The following is a 16,144-nucleotide window of genomic DNA, read 5'->3' as shown; positions in this document are numbered from 1 at the left end:
CTCATTTCACGATGAGACGGCCTTTGTTTTTACCCTATTTCCCAAAAACGACGATTCGTGTTAGGGACTGATTTGATTGTTTTTTTCTCAATTAAACTCTGTTAATCAAATAAAAAAACAGTATCTTCGTCAGTTGATTATATAACTATTCATTGAGCAAATAGTAAGCTGATGGTTTTGATGTCTTGCTGTTTGCTGCTATTACAATTTAAAATACTTATGAAACAAACCAGTTTATTTATCATGTCGGCAGCAATGATGTTAGCTTCCTGCGGCGGAGCAAAACAAGCCGGGGAAACAGACCAGGTGCTTATTGAGAAATCGGATTTGAAAATTGACGGTAAACGCATGACTCCGGAAGCTTTGTGGGCTATGGGACGTATTGGTGGATTGTCGGTATCGCCCGATGGACAAAAGGTCGTTTATTCGGTAGCTTATTACAGTATCCCTGAGAACAAGAGTAACCGTGAGGTGTTTGTCATGAATGCCGATGGCACAGAGAATCAACAAATCACCCGTACTACTTTTCAAGAGAATGGAGCCGTATGGATTAAAAATGGAACAAAGATTGCATTTTTAAGCAATGACGACGGTAGCAGTCAGCTTTACGAGATGAGCCCGGACGGAACAGACCGCAAGCAGTTGAGTCACTATGAAGGCGATCTCGAAGGCTTCTCATTTTCTCCTGATGAGAAAAAAATCTTGTTCATTGCACAGGTTAAAACGGTGAAATCGACTGCAGATAAATATCCGGATCTACCTAAAGCTTCGGGTATTGTTGTCAACGACTTGATGTATAAACATTGGGATGAATGGGTGACAACAGCTCCTCATCCGTTTATTGCCGATTTTAATGGAGAGACTTTGAGCAACGTAACCGATATTATGGAAGGACAACCTTATGAGAGTCCGATGAAACCTTGGGGGGGTATAGAACAATTGGCTTGGAATACTACTTCTGATAAGATTGCTTACACATCTCGTAAGAAAACAGGATTGGCTTATGCTCTTTCTACCAATTCGGATATCTATGTTTACGATTTGAAAAGTAAGAAAGAGACCAATATCACCGAAGAAAACAAAGGTTACGATACCAATCCTCAATTCTCGCCTGATGGAAAATCGGTGGCTTGGTTGAGCATGGAGCGTGATGGATACGAAGCAGATCAGAACCGTTTGTTTGTGATGGATTTGGCTACAGGCGAAAAGAGATTCGTGAGCAAAGCCTTCGACTCGAATATTAACGAGTTTGTTTGGAGTAAAGATGCTCAAACCATCTACTTCACCGGCGTATGGCATGGTGAGACACACATCTATACTTTAAATCTGTCGAATGATAGTATTAAGCCGATAACATCAGGGATGTACGATTATGAAGGATTGGCTTTGTGCAATGATAAATTAATGGCAAAGCGTCATTCGATGAGTATGGGTGATGAGATTTATGCCGTTAATTTGGATGGTCATACCACTCAACTGACTCAAGAAAACAAGCATCTATACGATCAGATGGACTTTGGTAAAGTAGAAGGCCGTTGGATGAAGACAACGGATGGTAAGCAGATGTTGACTTGGGTCATTTATCCTCCTCATTTCGATCCTAACAAGAAATACCCTACCCTATTATTCTGTGAAGGTGGACCTCAGAGTCCGGTCAGCCAATTCTGGTCGTACCGTTGGAACTTCCAGATTATGGCCGCAAATGATTATATCATTGTGGCTCCGAATCGTCGTGGATTACCGGGATTTGGTTTGGAATGGAACGAGCAGATCAGTGGCGATTACGGTGGTCAATGTATGAGAGACTACTTCACGGCTATTGACGAGATGGCTAAGGAACCGTTTGTCGACAAGGATCGTTTAGGTTGCGTTGGTGCTAGTTTCGGAGGCTTCTCTGTTTATTGGTTAGCCGGTCATCACAACAAACGTTTCAAAGCATTCATTGCTCACGATGGTATCTTCAATATGGAAATGCAATATTTAGAGACCGAGGAGAAATGGTTTGCTAACTGGGATATGGGTGGCGCTTATTGGGAAAAACAGAACCCAATTGCTCAACGGACGTTTGCGAACTCACCTCATCAGTTTGTCGATAAATGGGATACTCCTATTCTATGTATCCATGGCGAGAAAGACTATCGCATCTTAGCAAACCAAGCCATGGCTGCATTCGATGCCGCAATTATGCGTGGTGTTCCGGCACAATTGCTGATTTATCCTGATGAAAATCACTGGGTACTTAAACCTCAAAATGGAGTCCTTTGGCAACGTACGTACTTCGAATGGCTCGATAAATGGTTGAAGCCTCAGGCAAAATAATAACAGATGAAAAAGAAATAGAAAGTTAAGTTTAATGATTTAACGAGTTTTTATTTCATCAAATAATTAGCCGATTTTTGTATCTAAGCATACAAAAATCGGCTAATTTCGTAATAGAGGACGTTCGAGCAATTTATCCTAAAGATCGGATGATCTGTTTATGCAGATCGATCCTCAAGCTTCCTTGATTCTTATTCCTTATAAGTTTTCTTTGAATATCGAATATGGGACCTCTCCTGTCCATGGTTTCGGTTGCTTCGCCCCAAATAAGAATAAGATGACTGAAGCCGTGTTGACCGTATTATTGGCTTCTTCGATGATAAATCCTTCTTTAATCTTTGCACCGGTAATGCCCCAAGGAACAATCATTTCATGCGTACTGACTCCTCCGTGTCCATATTCAAGGCCTCCATGATCTGATAGGAACATAAAATGAGTGTTTTGATATAAATCGTTTTGTTTTAGTCTATCAATAAGACTTCCGATCTCAACATCGGCTTCTTCAATCGAACGGATATACTCCGGAGACATCCATTTATACTTATGTCCGGCATGGTCGGTATGAACTGAATAGAGAAAGGTTAAGGTTGAGTTAGCTCGATTAGTCACTAGAAAGTTGAAGGCTTTATCGTAATTTGCACGATAGCCGTCTTCCTCTAAAAAGGAAATCTCATCAAAGTATTTCTTGTTGTATGGGTTGATGAGCGGAGCCCAATTGTAATAAAACGCTGTTTTGATCTCCGGCATCTGATCTTTTAAGACCTTAAAAACAGAAGGATAATACCCCTCATCGTCAGTCTCGATAGCCGGTAACTTGTATTTTGAGATCTCCCAAGAGTTATCCACTACCCCATGTTGTTCAGGTCCGCTACCGGTTAGATGACTAGTCCAGTTGGGCAAGGTCACCGAAGGCATGACAACACGAGTTTTAATCGAGAGTGCGCCTTGAGCCAACAATTTATCCAAATTGGGCGTGTTTGCCTTCTGAAAGCCTTCGACGCATATACCGTCTAAGCTAATCATAACAAGATGTTGGGCGATTTGTTTTGCTTTTTCCTTTTTACGAGTAAATGCTTTTATTGGCTCAGGCAGAGATAGTGCTCCTAACGTGATGGCACCGGCCAATCCTTCCTTAAGAAAATTTCTTTTTGAATGGTCCATAATAGATTTAAAATTAGTATTTGTGTGCGTTGGGTACGGACTCTTCTTTCTCGTACCAACGACAAATGTACAAAATCTATTTTAAAAGTAGTGTAAGGTTCAATCTTTATGTAGTCATAAGATGCTCAATCTTTTGAGGAGCAATTGGACTCTGTTGTACCCTATAAAAGCGCTTGTGGAAATGGAGTGTTATCTACAGCAATAACTTTTGATATCGGATGTTTTTACTATCTTTGCTACATGAATTTTGGTGTTACCCATTTCCATAATCTTCGAAATGAGTAATGAAAAGGGAATCAGGTGTAAGTCCTGAACAGACCCGCTGCTGTAAGCTCAACCAAAATCCGTATGCCATACTCATTACCACTGAAACATGGTCTCCCTTTTTTATAAAGGTTATAGAGAACATCTTTTGGGAAGGATGCATTCGGAAGAGTAAGTCAGAAGACCTGCCAAAATAGACGAAATAAGTTCCCGTGGACTGGAATATTATTCAACCTTTTTATTATACATTTATTTATTTACAACATGAAAAAGATTCATTTGTTAGCGATGTTATTCGCTATGCTTGGCTTTGTGGCTTGTAGTCACGACGATTTTGTGTCACAGTTAGCCACTGATTTGGAAGTCGATAACCTAGCATTCTCTTATGAAGGTGGTGAACAAAGCTTTTCTTTGACGAGTAATGAAGAGTGGTCGATGAACAGTCTGCCCGATTGGGTTACGGTAGTGGTTAAAGATGAAGTGGCTACCCGAAGTTTGAATTATGCCGAAGGAAATAAAGAGTTGACGGTTACAGTACAACCGAATGCCGATTATGCCGCACGTTCAACCGAACTGATCTTAACCTCTCTTTCCGGAAAATCACTTAATCTGAAGATTGAGCAGCAAAAGAAACCGGAGCTTGTGGGGTATTGGATTTTAAGCGAAGGGTATGCCGGCAAAGGAAATACGGAATTAGCATGGTACGATGTCGCGACCAAACAATTATTGAAGAAGCAATTTGTGGCAATAAACGGAACAGCATTGGGAGACACCGGCAACGATCTCAAAATTTACGGAAGTAAGATGTATTGTGTGGTGACAGGTCCTGGTTTTGGAGCAGCAGCCACCGAAGGGACCAATTATATTGAGGTGATCAATCCGGCCGATGGGAAGTCGATTAAGCGTATTCCCTTTGTTGATGCTAAAGGGGCGCCTGCAAAACCTCGTAATATCATTTTTGAAGGCGGTAAGGCTTACATCAGTAGCTATTCTAATGAAGTGGTACGTTTAGACACGTTGTCGCTGACTTTAGATGCTCATGCTGCATTGAGCGGTACTTTAGCCGAGAACCTTTGCTATAATGACGGTAAAATTTATGTCTGCAACTCCGGACAAGGAGAGGACAATAAGATCTCAGTTGTCGATCCGGGAAAGATGCAGGAAGATAAAGTGATTACCACAGAGAAGAACCCTACCGGCATTGTTTCAGCCGCCAAAGGAACGATCTATTTTAGCACCAATTATAATACTTATAAGCTCTTTAAATTGACTACAGCCAATGATCAGATTACCGAAGTTACAGGGCTAAAAGTAGGCAATATGACCATGATGAACGGTCAGCTTTATGCTTGCTCTTTTGACTGGACGTCTTATAAAGGGAGTTCTTATGTTTTAGATCCGGCAACAGATGCGGTGACGGAACTCGATTTTAACTTGAGTAGCGTTGGCATCGAAATGTTGATGGAATATCATATTGGTCAGATTAATGGAACAGACGATCTTTTCTTAACCGGTATGGGACAAGATGTCGTCATTCTTAATCCACAAACGAAAGAGATTAAATATGCTTTCCAAACCGGAGTGGCTAACGGGAACAGCGTGGTTGCTTATTATAAATAAAAACAACTGTTTTTAAATAGATCATTAGACTTATTCTAATCTCTTATCAAAAAGGAATTGCCGGATAGTAGCTTTGAAAACGACTATCCGGCAAGTTTGTTTTGATCTCTTTCAGAGATGAACGATTGTTTTATCTATTTATCCATCTATAGGTTTTATTTTACCCAGATGTGTTCGATTTCTACCACGTACATCTTGTGGAAACCTCCATGGGCTTCATCGTACCAATGATCGATCAGCGTAGGGTCGATGAATCGTTCCGGCTCTATGAGGTCGGTATAGAGTTTGCGACATTCCAAGCTCAGGCGTCCTTGCTCAAACAAAACATTTCCACTAGCCGAAGCGATCGGCTTTAATCCCGTTTCCTTGATCTTATCAGTATTCCGACCCGATTTCTTGCCACATACGGCATGAATCGATTGATTTTCCTGACCTAGAAAGGTTAGAGTCAGCGTGTCGTGCTTTTCGGTGAATTCGTAAGTATAGCGTTCGGGACGGACAAAAACGAAAGCAACCGGCTTGTTCCACAACCATCCTATCCCACCCCAACTGGCAGTCATCGTATTGAAATGGTCTATTGTACCGGCAGTCACTAACATCCATTCCTTTCTGAGGATATCGAAGACGTTTTCGTTTAGTTCGCTTAATTGTAATTCTTTCATCGGTCTTAATGGATTATATTTTTTAATCTTATAGGTTATTCAGATCATTCTTTTCTATTGACGTCGCAATTTGACGACCTCGCCAATAAAAGGTAATTCATAACGGATATTCCGTCGTTTCGCTTCAGTCTTAAACACTTGTGGCGGATCGTGAAGAGGTTCGTCGGAGAGGTCGAATGTGCCGTAATGCATCGGGATGGTGATCTTTGCTCCCATCTCTTCAGCGGCGGTAATCGATTCATGAGGCGAGATATGGTTCGGACGCATAAACCAACGAGGTTTGTAAGCCCCGATGCCCAATAATGCATAATCGGGTGCACCAAACAGATCGGGTATCTCTTTGAAATGTTTCGAATAGCCGGTATCACCACTGTAGTAAAGCGACAACCCTTCGACTTGTAGCATGAAAGCTCCCCATAGTCGCTGTCCGCCATCTCGTATGGAACGTTTGCTCCAATGTTGAGCCGGAAGGAAGGTGATCTTTAGATGCTCATCAGCCGTTTGTTGATACCACCCCGCTTCGATGACTTCCAGCTTAGGGAACCATCGCTTAACCAAGCTGCCGGTACCTAATCCACAGAACAATTTCATCTGAGGATTATTGCGTAGAAGGCGACCGATACTTTTCTTGTCAAGATGATCAAAATGGTCGTGACTGATCAGCAGATAGTCGATATTGGTAAAGACGTCTGGATGTGCCGGGAACTCACTTTGACGACGGACAAAAGGGATATGTCCGAACACCGGATCGAACATGATACGTTGGTGTCCCAACTGAAGAAAGAAGGAGTTATGTCCCAACCAAATGAGGCTATCACCAACTACATGATCGAGCGTGTGCAAATAGCAGATTTCCGGTTCCCACTTATTCGTCTTCTTTTCCTTGCGTTGGGGATTAGAAGACAATCTCCATTTGAGAAAATTGCCCATTCCGGGACGATGACGATGCTGTCGGTTGAAAAAGCGGCCACGTACCACTGGATTTCCGCGCCAATAGGGATTAACGCTACCTAGACGTTCATTTCTTCTAAAACAAATGTGTTCGCCCATATCTTTTTACCTTAAATAATAATGCAAACATAGCAAAAAAATAGAAAATAAAAAAAGTGTCCCGCACACACACCTCGGAACACTTTTTTTATGAAATCGAAAGTTTATTTAAATCACATGAAGTCCATATAAGGGAAATTGCCAACCTAGTGCTGATAGGTTTATGATAAAGAGTACCAATCCGATGACCCAAAGGACAAAGAGCACCCACTTCGCTGTGGCGTTCATCGGTGGCCAGTTAAACAGCTGACGGATTAAGGTGTAGACCAACCCGGCTAAAGGTATGCCTATCAAGGCTACTCCGCCCCATGTTCCGGCAATGGTGAGCAGTGGAGATACCGACATAAGCGGTGTCCAGTTAATATCCGGCATGATGTTAAACAGTAAGGCTCCTCCTCCAATGGCAGCAGCAATCAACCCAATAATGAGGGCTACAAAAGCAACGGCCAAAGCAAAAAGTACGGGGAAGCATACGATGAGCAGAGCAACGACGAATAGTTTAAATACAAAGGAAGCTATACTGACGAGAGCATCACCGACTTGTTGAAGAAATGAACGAGGTTTACCCGACCGTACATAGTCGTTTACGCCATTCGATACTCTTTCAAATCCGTCGGTCACTGTCTTCCCAATATTTTCTAGGGTTACCGCTTCACCGCGCATCTTTAATTTTTCAGCTGCGGTGACGGCTTCCGGAACAACAATCCATAGAATGATGTATATCAATACGATAGGAACATAGGGTACAAATATCAAGGCTACCATCAAGATGCGTACAAGGGCCACATCCCAATTGAAGTAAGCTGCTAATCCTGAAGCTACCCCAGCTAAAACTCTATCATCGATATCACGATACAATTTACGGTAAGCTGTTCCGGACGACTGGGTATAGGTACTCTTTTGTTCGCTGCTATGCGTTTGATCTTTGTTGGGTTCCTCTTCAGCAGTGTCGTCTGCAAAATCTTCCGGTTTGCCGACTTGTGCAATCACCTCTTCCACATCGTGAATAGAGATCACTTGGCGACCACCTTGGAGTTTTTCTCCAAAGAGTTCAGCGATACGGTTCTCAATGTCCGTTACAATTTCTTCTGCACCTTTCTGCTTGCGGAAATGATGTTTCAAATTGGATAAGTAGTTATCCAACAGTCGGTAAGCATCCTCATCAATGTGATAGACGGTACCTCCTAGGTTGATTGTTAATGTTTTTTTCATTATTATTTATTTTATCGGTTTAACTATTGGCAATGTGATCGACTGTTTCGTTCAACTCCTTCCACGAGAGTTCAAGTTCGTTAAGGAACAGCTTCCCTTTTTCGGTCAGCTGGTAATACTTCCTTGGGGGCCCCTGAGTCGATTCGATCCATTCATAACTCAATAAATCATCGTTTTTCAATCTGGTCAGTAACGGATAAAGTGTTCCTTCAACCACAATGAGCTTGGCTTCTTTCAACTTCTGAATGATGTCTGAAGCGTAAGCCGACTCCTTATGCAACAAAAGCATGATGCAATATTCCAGCATGCCTTTTCTCATTTGCGACTTTACATTATCTACATTCATAGCTTTGTTTTTTTTGGTATGCACAAATCTATGTATAATTTTGGTACTATGTATTGCATAATACTATATATTGTGGTTTATTAACTAAAAAATAATTCTAAGAAAGAATGATTTGTGATCAATCTTCAAACAAAAAACAACCTTAGACCTTTATATATAGGTCGTTTATCGGTTGACTGTTTTTCTATCAATAAGTGACGACTTTGTGCAATCATGGTGAAACACCTTACTTATAACAAATCCGACACCGAAAAGATGAGGAAGTCGGATAAGATTATTATTTTTGTACAATACTTTTTTCACAATACCCATAGGAATACGATAAAACTAGAGTCTAATGTGGATATATGAGCAATAAAGCAGAACATATCACTTTTGAAAAGATCGTGAGAGAATACCATCCAATGGTGTTCAGAACGGCGTTGGGATTTGTTCATAACAAAGAAGATGCGGAGGATTTGACGCAAGAAGCGTTTTTAAGGGCTTATCGCGCTTGGGGACATTTCCGTGGAGACGCGGAAGTCTCGACTTGGCTCTATCGTATTACGATCAACCTATCATTAAACTATATCAATATTAAAAATAGAAAAGGTTGGCTTCAACTTGGAGAAGAAGCTGTCAGAAAGCTCTTAAACTTAGAGAGCGACGGATGTAATCCTCAAGAGGAACTGGAGCAGCAAGAGAGTGAACGAAGGGTGGCAGCAGCCATTGACTCGTTGCCCGATAAACAACGCACCGCTTTTGTTTTATTGCGTTATGAGGAGTTGCCCCAGAAAGAAGTCGCACAGATTATGGGAATCAGTGAAGGGGCGGTCGAACAATTGTTGATTCGTGCCAAAACGAATCTGCAAAAAAAACTCACTCCGACCATAGGAAATAGAAAATAAAAAGGTCTAACCGTATAAATTGAATGACATGAAAGAATTGAACGACTATATTGCACAACAAAAAAAGATCGAACCGTCGCCTTTTTTGGCGGATAAGATCTTGAATAACCTTGCGCATTCGAAGCCACAACGGACGCTTCGACTCTGGCAAGCAGGTGCAATAGCAGCCGGATTCGCTATCGTTGTTGCTTTAGGCGTGACGCTTGGGAATCAATATAGGCAAGCTAATTATTTGTCGATCAACGATGAACATATTGAAAACTTAACGCTCTTTACATCCGATGAGAATAAATAAATATACAACGCTTTGGTGGGTCGTTATTTTATTGCTCACCCTTAATGTGGTCACTATCGGAACGATTATTTACCGCTCTTATCACCCGTTGGCTCCGCCTACTATCACTATCGAACAGGACACTCCTCCCCTAAACGGAGCATTCTTTAGAAATGAACTGCATTTCGACGATAGTCAGATGGCTCTTTTTAAATCTGAAAACCAGAAGTTTAAAACAAAAGCGGTCGTGACCGTCGGTGAGATTGAACGGTTGAAACAGGACATGTTTAAGGTACTCGATTCGGATGAACCCGATGAAGCTAAGATCCGTTCGATTGCGGAAGAGATTGGTAAGCAACACCGAAAGCTGAAGATTGAAACAGCACAGTTCTATTTGACGCTCAAACAGATGTGTCGTCCTGAGCAACAAGATAAGCTGTCGACGGTTTTCCGTCCATTATTCAAGGCTTGTCCAGCTGCCGGCTCAAAAGGGTGCTGTCGGATGAAGAAAAATTAGCCGGATAAAAAAAAGACTAAATGATAATGATATAGATTTAATTAAAATAGATTATTAATTTAAAAAAATGATTCGTATGAAAACTAAATTATTTGCTGCTGCTTTAATGATGATGTTTGTATCAACTTTAGCTTTCGCTCAAAACAAAACTCAGGCTAAACAACCAGAAAAGGCAAAAACTTGCTGTGTAGATAAAGACAAAAACGGTAAATGTGATAACAAGGAAAACGGAACTTGTAAGTCAGGTTGTAAAGATGCTAAGATGAGCAAATGCGACCAAAAGAGCGAATGTAAATCTCAGTGTAAGAGCGAATGCAAGAAGGAATGTACTAAAGACGGAAAGAAGTCATGTACAAAGGCATCTAAAGGTGAATGTACATCTAAGAAAGAATGTGCAACTAAAAAAGAATGCTGCAAGAATAAATAATCCGGTATGGATGATCAATGTCACGACAGTCTTTACGGTCTGACGGTTGATCGAAATACATTGGATGTTTTTTGATTAAAAAGGCCTTGTTCGGAGTTTTCGGATTCTCGTAACAAGGCCTTTTCATTCTTTTCAAAGAAGCGACAATTCTGAGTCTAATTTCGGTGAATAGATAAAATTATGATACAAATAAGTCCAGGAATTAAAACCTTTTTTCATGGAAAAATGTTTATTAATAAATTAGTTTTATCCGTCATTTAATTCATCATTCAGCCAATGATCTGATTAATGACTCATTTTACCAGATAACAACATGAGAACACGCTACATTATTTCCTTGATTTTCATATTTATGCCGTTAATGGTCGTTGCACAGCCAACCAGACATATTAAAGGCCGCGTGATCGACGAATCGGGACGCGAACCTCTGGAATTTATCAATGTCATTGTCCTTGGACTGAACAGAGGAGTCGTCACAGATGCTAAAGGAGTATTCAATATCGACGAGGTGCCACCGGGCATTTATCGGTTACAGCTCAGTGCCATCGGTTATAAAACGCTGATTACGCCGGAGTATATCGTATCGACAAAAGATCTTAATCTAGTCCTTGAGATGGAAGAGAGTACGGTCGATCTGCAAGAAGTTTCTGTCACGGCCTCTCCTTTTCGGAAGAATATCGAAAGTCCACTCAGTTTGCGTATCATCGGTTTGCAGGAGATTGAAAAAAGTCCCGGAGCAAATAGAGATATCTCACGCGTCATACAAGGCTATCCGGGGGTAGCTTTCTCGCCCGCAAGCTATCGGAACGATCTTATCGTACGAGGTGGATCGCCTTCGGAAAATCGGTTCTTCTTAGATGATGTAGAGATTCCGAATATCAACCACTTTGCCACACAAGGGGCTTCCGGAGGACCTGTGGGACTGATTAATGCGGATTTGATTCGAGAGGTGAACTTTTATAGTGGGGCGTTCCCGGCCAGTAAGGGGAATGTGCTGAGTTCGGTACTCGACTTTAAGTTGCGCGACGGGGATATGGAACGTCGATCGGTCAAGGCCACTTTGGGGGCGTCGGAGGTATCGCTAGCTTCAAACGGCTATCTCGGTAAGAAGACCTCTTATCAAGTCTCCGTCCGTCAGTCGTATCTCCAGTTCTTGTTTAAGATGCTGAAACTGCCGTTTCTGCCAACCTATACTGATGCTCAGTTTAAGATCAAAACGCGTTTTGATGCCCATCATGAGCTTACGATACTCGGGCTCGGAGGAGTCGACCGACTGAGATTGAACGACAAAGCGGATGGTGAAGAAAATGAATATATATTGAGCTCTTTGCCGAAGAACGAGCAGGAGACGTTTACTTTAGGAGCGGTTTACCGCCATTATGTGGGACGAAATGTGCGATCGGTGGTGCTGAGTCAGAGTTATTTCAATAATCGGGCGATCAAATACCGTGATAATCGGACTGACGATCCGGATTACCTAACGTTGAACTATCGTTCGGTGGAACAAGCTACGAAGTTACGTCTTGAAAATACGACGAATTTGCCTCATTTGAAGTTGGGAATCGGAGTGAATGTCGACTATCATCAGTATTCGAATCGGACGTACGAGAAAGCGTTTACGACCGTTCCGCGGGTTTACGATTACGAGACTTATCTCGGATTGATGCAATGGGGCGTGTTTGGAACGATCAGCTATACGTCGCCCAATGAACAGTTCAACGCTTCTTTAGGCTTAAGGGCTGATGCAGCCGATTATTCGTCGTCGATGCGCGATCTATCAAACCAGCTCTCCCCTCGCCTGTCGCTTTCTTATCGGCTGACCGATGAGTGGACGGCAAACGGTAATATGGGAATTTATTATCAACTTCCGCCGTATACGGCTTTGGGGTACAAGAACCAGCAAGGAACGTTACTGAATAAACACCTTCTCTACCAGCGTGTGGGACAAACCGGGATAGGCCTGACTTGGCAGCGAGGGAATGAAATCGAACTGTCGGTCGAAGGTTTCTATAAGTCGTACGACAAGATACCGCTATCGTTGACCGATAATATCCCTTTAGCTTGTAAAGGCAACGATTATGGAGTGGTTGGTACTGAGGAACTCGTCTCTTCGGCCACCGGACGGTCGTATGGCGTAGAGGTTCTGTTTAAGTGGCTGATCGCTCAAAAGCTGAACTTAAGTTCTTCGCTGACTCTCTTTAAGAGTGAGTATCGAAACAATGAGTTAAGTGAATATATCCCTTCAACCTGGGACAACCGTTATCTTTTCGATTTACGAGGAACGTACATGTTGCCTAAACAATGGAGCATCGGACTCAAGGTCAGTAGTATTGGTGGGGCACCCTATACGCCTTACGATGAGGATAAATCGTCGCTTGTGCAAGCATGGAACGCTCGCTTGGCTTCTTATCTCGACTATTCAAGATATCATCAAGAGCGGTCGGATGCCTATACCCAAGTCGACCTTCGAATCGACAAGACCTTCTACTTGAAACGTTGTATGCTCGGTTTTTACATCGACATCCAAAACCTTACCGGGAGTAAGTACAAACAGCCGGATGTTTTGATGAGCACGGGGGTGATTGCCAATCCTGAAGCCCCTATTGATGAACAACGATATGTCATGAAGTCGATTCGCCAGCAGAGCGGTAGTGTCATTCCGACCATTGGACTGGTGTTTGAGTATTAGTCGCCATGGTTCAATGCAAACGCTGACGCATGTTTTTTTGAAATCTCGTTAGTAACACCAAATCGGTATTCAAAAGATTTTATATCTTTGGTGGGTAAAGTGAATCGTATGAGACATCAGTTACCTATCTACTCAACGGAACAAGAACTTTGGAGTGCTTTCCGAGCAGGAGAACAACAGGCTTTTAGTTTGCTGTTTCATACTTATGTCGATGCGATGTATGCCTATGGAAGGAAGATGACCACCGACGGGGAGCTGGTGAAAGATACGATTCAGGATGTCTTTGTGAAGCTGTATCATAACCGAGAGAATCTTCGGGAAACGGTATCGGTTAAGGGTTACCTTTTTGTGGCTTTAAAACGGGCGCTGATTAACGCATTCAGCAGCCGACCGATGGTTCGTCTGGATGACAGCGAAGAGATTGTTTTTGAGATTGAATTACTCTCCGAGAAGGCTTTCGATGAGGTCGAAGAACGTTATGACGATGAGGTGAAGCAAGAATTAGCTAAAGCGTTGAAGGAATTGTCCCCTCGTCAACGGGAAGCCATTTACCTCTACTATATACAAGAAATCCCGCTGACCGATATTCCCGATTTGTTGGGAATGAGCTATCAGTCAACGAGAAATCTTTTGTATCGGGCCATGACGAAACTTCGTCAGCAACTACAAGCTGTTTCTACTTCCGCGAGTATGTCGCTCCTTTTACTCCAATACCTTTCAAAGTAATCTTTTTCCAACCCGACGGTAGAACACCGGACGACTCTTGCACAACGCCTTGATCGGTGATGGCAAGTCCCCCGAATCCCATCAGAATGGTTTGAAGTACCCCTCCGGCACCGGTTATGAAATAAGGATTTGTTCCGCCTTTTGTCTCGGCGATCACTCTAAACGGTGGGTTTAGATTTGGCAGATAAGCATCTTTAAAGAAGTGACCGGCTTTATCAGCATCGCCCAAGCGAGCGTAAAGCAGTGAAAAGATTGCTTGCGTCATGGCCGGCGTGCCCTTCTCCGGTACCCGAGTCTCGTAATACTGCAAGTCCTTCTTAATTTGTTCGTTGCGAGTGATGAGTCCAAGCGGATAAGCCAACAGATTCACATCGGCTTGTTTGATCGGTTCTCCCTGATAAGTGGCGTGTTCACGCGTTGTTCCGTCGGGTAAAGACAAGATCACCAAGCCATCGGCTATTCTCTTCCATTGCGGGTCGGGCGACTGCTTCAATAGCTGTGCCGCTTGTGTAGCGGCGCGAAGGTTACAGATGGCTACTCCATTGGTATAGGCATTATCATCCACATTCTCGGCCCACTCATCGGCGGCTACCACATTCCGAATATGATACTTCCCATCGCCACTGCGTTCTACGCGATCGGCCCAAAACTCGGCGGTCGCTTTTAGCATCGGATAGCCCTCTTCACGTAACCAATTCAAGTCTTGTGTCACCCGATAATAGTTCCAAGCCGCTAAAGCCACACATCCGGTGACATGATGTTCGAATGTGCCGGTCAGCGCCCATACCGGCGTCTCCTCACAACCACTATCGGCACTTTCCCAAGGGAACATCGCTCCTCTATACCCATGCTCAAAGGCATTTTGCCGTGCAGCTTCTAGACGCTTAAACCGATAGTCGATCAGCGATTTAGCCAATGCCGGTTTAAGCATTAGTAAAGCCGGGAAAATCCACGTGTCGGCATCCCAAAACACATGTCCGTTGTAGCCCAACCCGGAGAGTCCCATTGGCGAAACAGAAAGCGCCGATCCTTCGCGAACAAACGAATAGAGATGATAGATCATGTTATGAACATCCTGCTGAGCTTGTGCATCGCCTTCGATCTCAATGTCACTCTGCCAAAGGTCGCTCCAAAGGTCGGTGTGGCGTTTCATCAATCGTTCGTAGCCTTCTAAGCGAGCAAAGATGGCCAGTCGTTCCGATTCATTGGTCGGATCCGGATGATGAGCTGAGGTTAGCGTAGCCCCGATAATGCAGAATCGATACGTCTCTCCTTTTTTTAGGAGGCGGTTGAACTTCATGTAGTGACTATTACTGTTGGGTGTGTTGTGCACCACTTTAGGCTCCTGTCCCACAGCATCAGGAAATAAGAACGTTGAGGTTGCGCTTATTTTTAGACGTTCGGTGGGACTATCTGCTTGAGTGGACAGTAATTGGATCGTCGCGTGTTTCCGATAGAGTTCGTTATAATCCATCTGTCCGTTTCTGAAAGCATCCGGAATCTCCTGGATATTGGTGACCGTCAAATTGAAATCGGCTGTTGGATGCACTTCCACGACGAGCATGGCACAATAAGGCAATTGTCGCAAAGCCAGATAGCTGTACGATAGTTGTGCTTTACCGGGCACCGAAAAGGTGGAACGATGTTGCGCGCCTTTCATATCGAGCGTTTGCGTGAAACCCTCAATATTCTGTTTGTTGATCGTCCGACCGTCGATAGCCATGGAGACATTGAGCATGTTGAATCCGTTCAAGAAATTGCTGACTCGTCCCCGACCATATTTATCGTAGCTACCGCCTAAAACGACCGTACTGGTTTTCAGGGGTTCGGGCGATGAGACAAGACCCAACATCCCGTTGCCCACGGTCACCCCATAGTACTGATCGGCCTGTATATCGGTTGCCGTAATCTGCCAAGGATCTTGAGCCTGCACGTGATGAATCGTCAGAAATCCGATGAAGCAGGCTAGAACTGTTTTTTTTATCATAGT

The 16,144-nt window shown here is 43.2% G+C and carries 14 protein-coding genes and 1 riboswitch; of the genes, 8 read left to right on the top strand and 6 right to left on the bottom strand.

From position 1 onward, the window contains the following. The first annotated feature begins 219 nt into the window (after nt 1-219). Complete coding sequence (dpp5, locus tag AC4PG5_RS03750) at nt 220-2,319, top strand: dipeptidyl-peptidase Dpp5 (RefSeq protein ID WP_492030123.1); 2,100 nt, start codon at nt 220-222, stop codon at nt 2,317-2,319. 198 nt (nt 2,320-2,517) lie between these two features. Here dpp5 and AC4PG5_RS03745 read toward each other — a convergent pair whose 3' ends face one another. Then, a complete protein-coding gene (locus tag AC4PG5_RS03745; protein ID WP_492030122.1) occupies nt 2,518-3,480 on the bottom strand; it encodes an alkaline phosphatase family protein in 963 nt (320 codons plus the stop codon). A 231-nt stretch (nt 3,481-3,711) separates the two neighbouring features. After that, a riboswitch (cobalamin riboswitch) is annotated at nt 3,712-3,951 on the top strand. Between the two features lie 57 nt (nt 3,952-4,008). Between AC4PG5_RS03745 and AC4PG5_RS03740 the strand changes: the two genes are divergently transcribed. Continuing rightward, the gene (locus AC4PG5_RS03740) at nt 4,009-5,364 is read left to right on the top strand and encodes a DUF5074 domain-containing protein (protein ID WP_492030121.1); all 1,356 of its coding nucleotides are present in this window, start codon (nt 4,009-4,011) and stop codon (nt 5,362-5,364) included. A 155-nt stretch (nt 5,365-5,519) separates the two neighbouring features. Here the strand turns inward: AC4PG5_RS03740 and AC4PG5_RS03735 are convergent, their stop codons facing one another. The 4 genes from AC4PG5_RS03735 to AC4PG5_RS03720 all read right to left on the bottom strand — a co-directional run bounded on the left by AC4PG5_RS03735 (nt 5,520) and on the right by AC4PG5_RS03720 (nt 8,634). After that, nucleotides 5,520-6,026 carry a flavin reductase gene (locus AC4PG5_RS03735; protein WP_492030120.1) on the bottom strand — a complete coding sequence of 169 codons (507 nt, stop codon included), beginning with the start codon at nt 6,024-6,026 and terminating at the stop codon, nt 5,520-5,522. Nucleotides 6,027-6,080: 54 nt separating this feature from the next. After that, on the bottom strand, nt 6,081-7,076 hold the full coding sequence (locus tag AC4PG5_RS03730) for an MBL fold metallo-hydrolase (RefSeq protein WP_492030119.1): 996 nt from the start codon (nt 7,074-7,076) through the stop codon (nt 6,081-6,083). A gap of 108 nt (nt 7,077-7,184) precedes the next feature. Continuing rightward, complete coding sequence (locus tag AC4PG5_RS03725) at nt 7,185-8,288, bottom strand: PspC domain-containing protein (protein WP_492030118.1); 1,104 nt, start codon at nt 8,286-8,288, stop codon at nt 7,185-7,187. A 19-nt stretch (nt 8,289-8,307) separates the two neighbouring features. Beyond that, the gene (locus AC4PG5_RS03720) at nt 8,308-8,634 is read right to left on the bottom strand and encodes a PadR family transcriptional regulator (RefSeq protein ID WP_492030117.1); all 327 of its coding nucleotides are present in this window, start codon (nt 8,632-8,634) and stop codon (nt 8,308-8,310) included. Between the two features lie 347 nt (nt 8,635-8,981). Between AC4PG5_RS03720 and AC4PG5_RS03715 the strand changes: the two genes are divergently transcribed. The 6 genes from AC4PG5_RS03715 to AC4PG5_RS03690 all read left to right on the top strand — a co-directional run bounded on the left by AC4PG5_RS03715 (nt 8,982) and on the right by AC4PG5_RS03690 (nt 14,154). Next, nucleotides 8,982-9,521, top strand: a complete 540-nt coding sequence (locus tag AC4PG5_RS03715; protein ID WP_492030116.1) for an RNA polymerase sigma factor — start codon at nt 8,982-8,984, stop codon at nt 9,519-9,521. A gap of 28 nt (nt 9,522-9,549) precedes the next feature. After that, complete coding sequence (locus tag AC4PG5_RS03710; RefSeq protein ID WP_492030115.1) at nt 9,550-9,816, top strand: hypothetical protein; 267 nt, start codon at nt 9,550-9,552, stop codon at nt 9,814-9,816. Then, a complete protein-coding gene (locus tag AC4PG5_RS03705; protein WP_492030114.1) occupies nt 9,803-10,312 on the top strand; it encodes a Spy/CpxP family protein refolding chaperone in 510 nt (169 codons plus the stop codon). Before AC4PG5_RS03710 ends, AC4PG5_RS03705 begins: the two co-directional genes overlap by 14 nt. 76 nt (nt 10,313-10,388) lie before the next feature. Further along, entirely contained in the window at nt 10,389-10,739 is a 351-nt protein-coding gene (locus AC4PG5_RS03700) for a hypothetical protein (RefSeq protein WP_492030113.1), read from the top strand. Between the two features lie 313 nt (nt 10,740-11,052). Further along, entirely contained in the window at nt 11,053-13,428 is a 2,376-nt protein-coding gene (locus tag AC4PG5_RS03695) for a TonB-dependent receptor (RefSeq protein WP_492030112.1), read from the top strand. Between the two features lie 108 nt (nt 13,429-13,536). Next, nucleotides 13,537-14,154 (top strand): RNA polymerase sigma factor, encoded by a 618-nt coding sequence (locus tag AC4PG5_RS03690; RefSeq protein WP_492030111.1) that lies wholly within the window; start codon nt 13,537-13,539, stop codon nt 14,152-14,154. Here AC4PG5_RS03690 and AC4PG5_RS03685 read toward each other — a convergent pair. Further along, the gene (locus AC4PG5_RS03685) at nt 14,105-16,141 is read right to left on the bottom strand and encodes a kojibiose hydrolase (protein WP_492030110.1); all 2,037 of its coding nucleotides are present in this window, start codon (nt 16,139-16,141) and stop codon (nt 14,105-14,107) included. The two genes, AC4PG5_RS03690 and AC4PG5_RS03685, sit on opposite strands and share 50 nt — an antisense overlap. Between the last annotated feature and the right edge of the window lie 3 nt (nt 16,142-16,144).

The sequence above is a fragment of the Bacteroides sp. QWL-09 genome, assembly GCF_058683585.1.
This window is presented reverse-complemented; position numbering and strand designations above follow the sequence as displayed.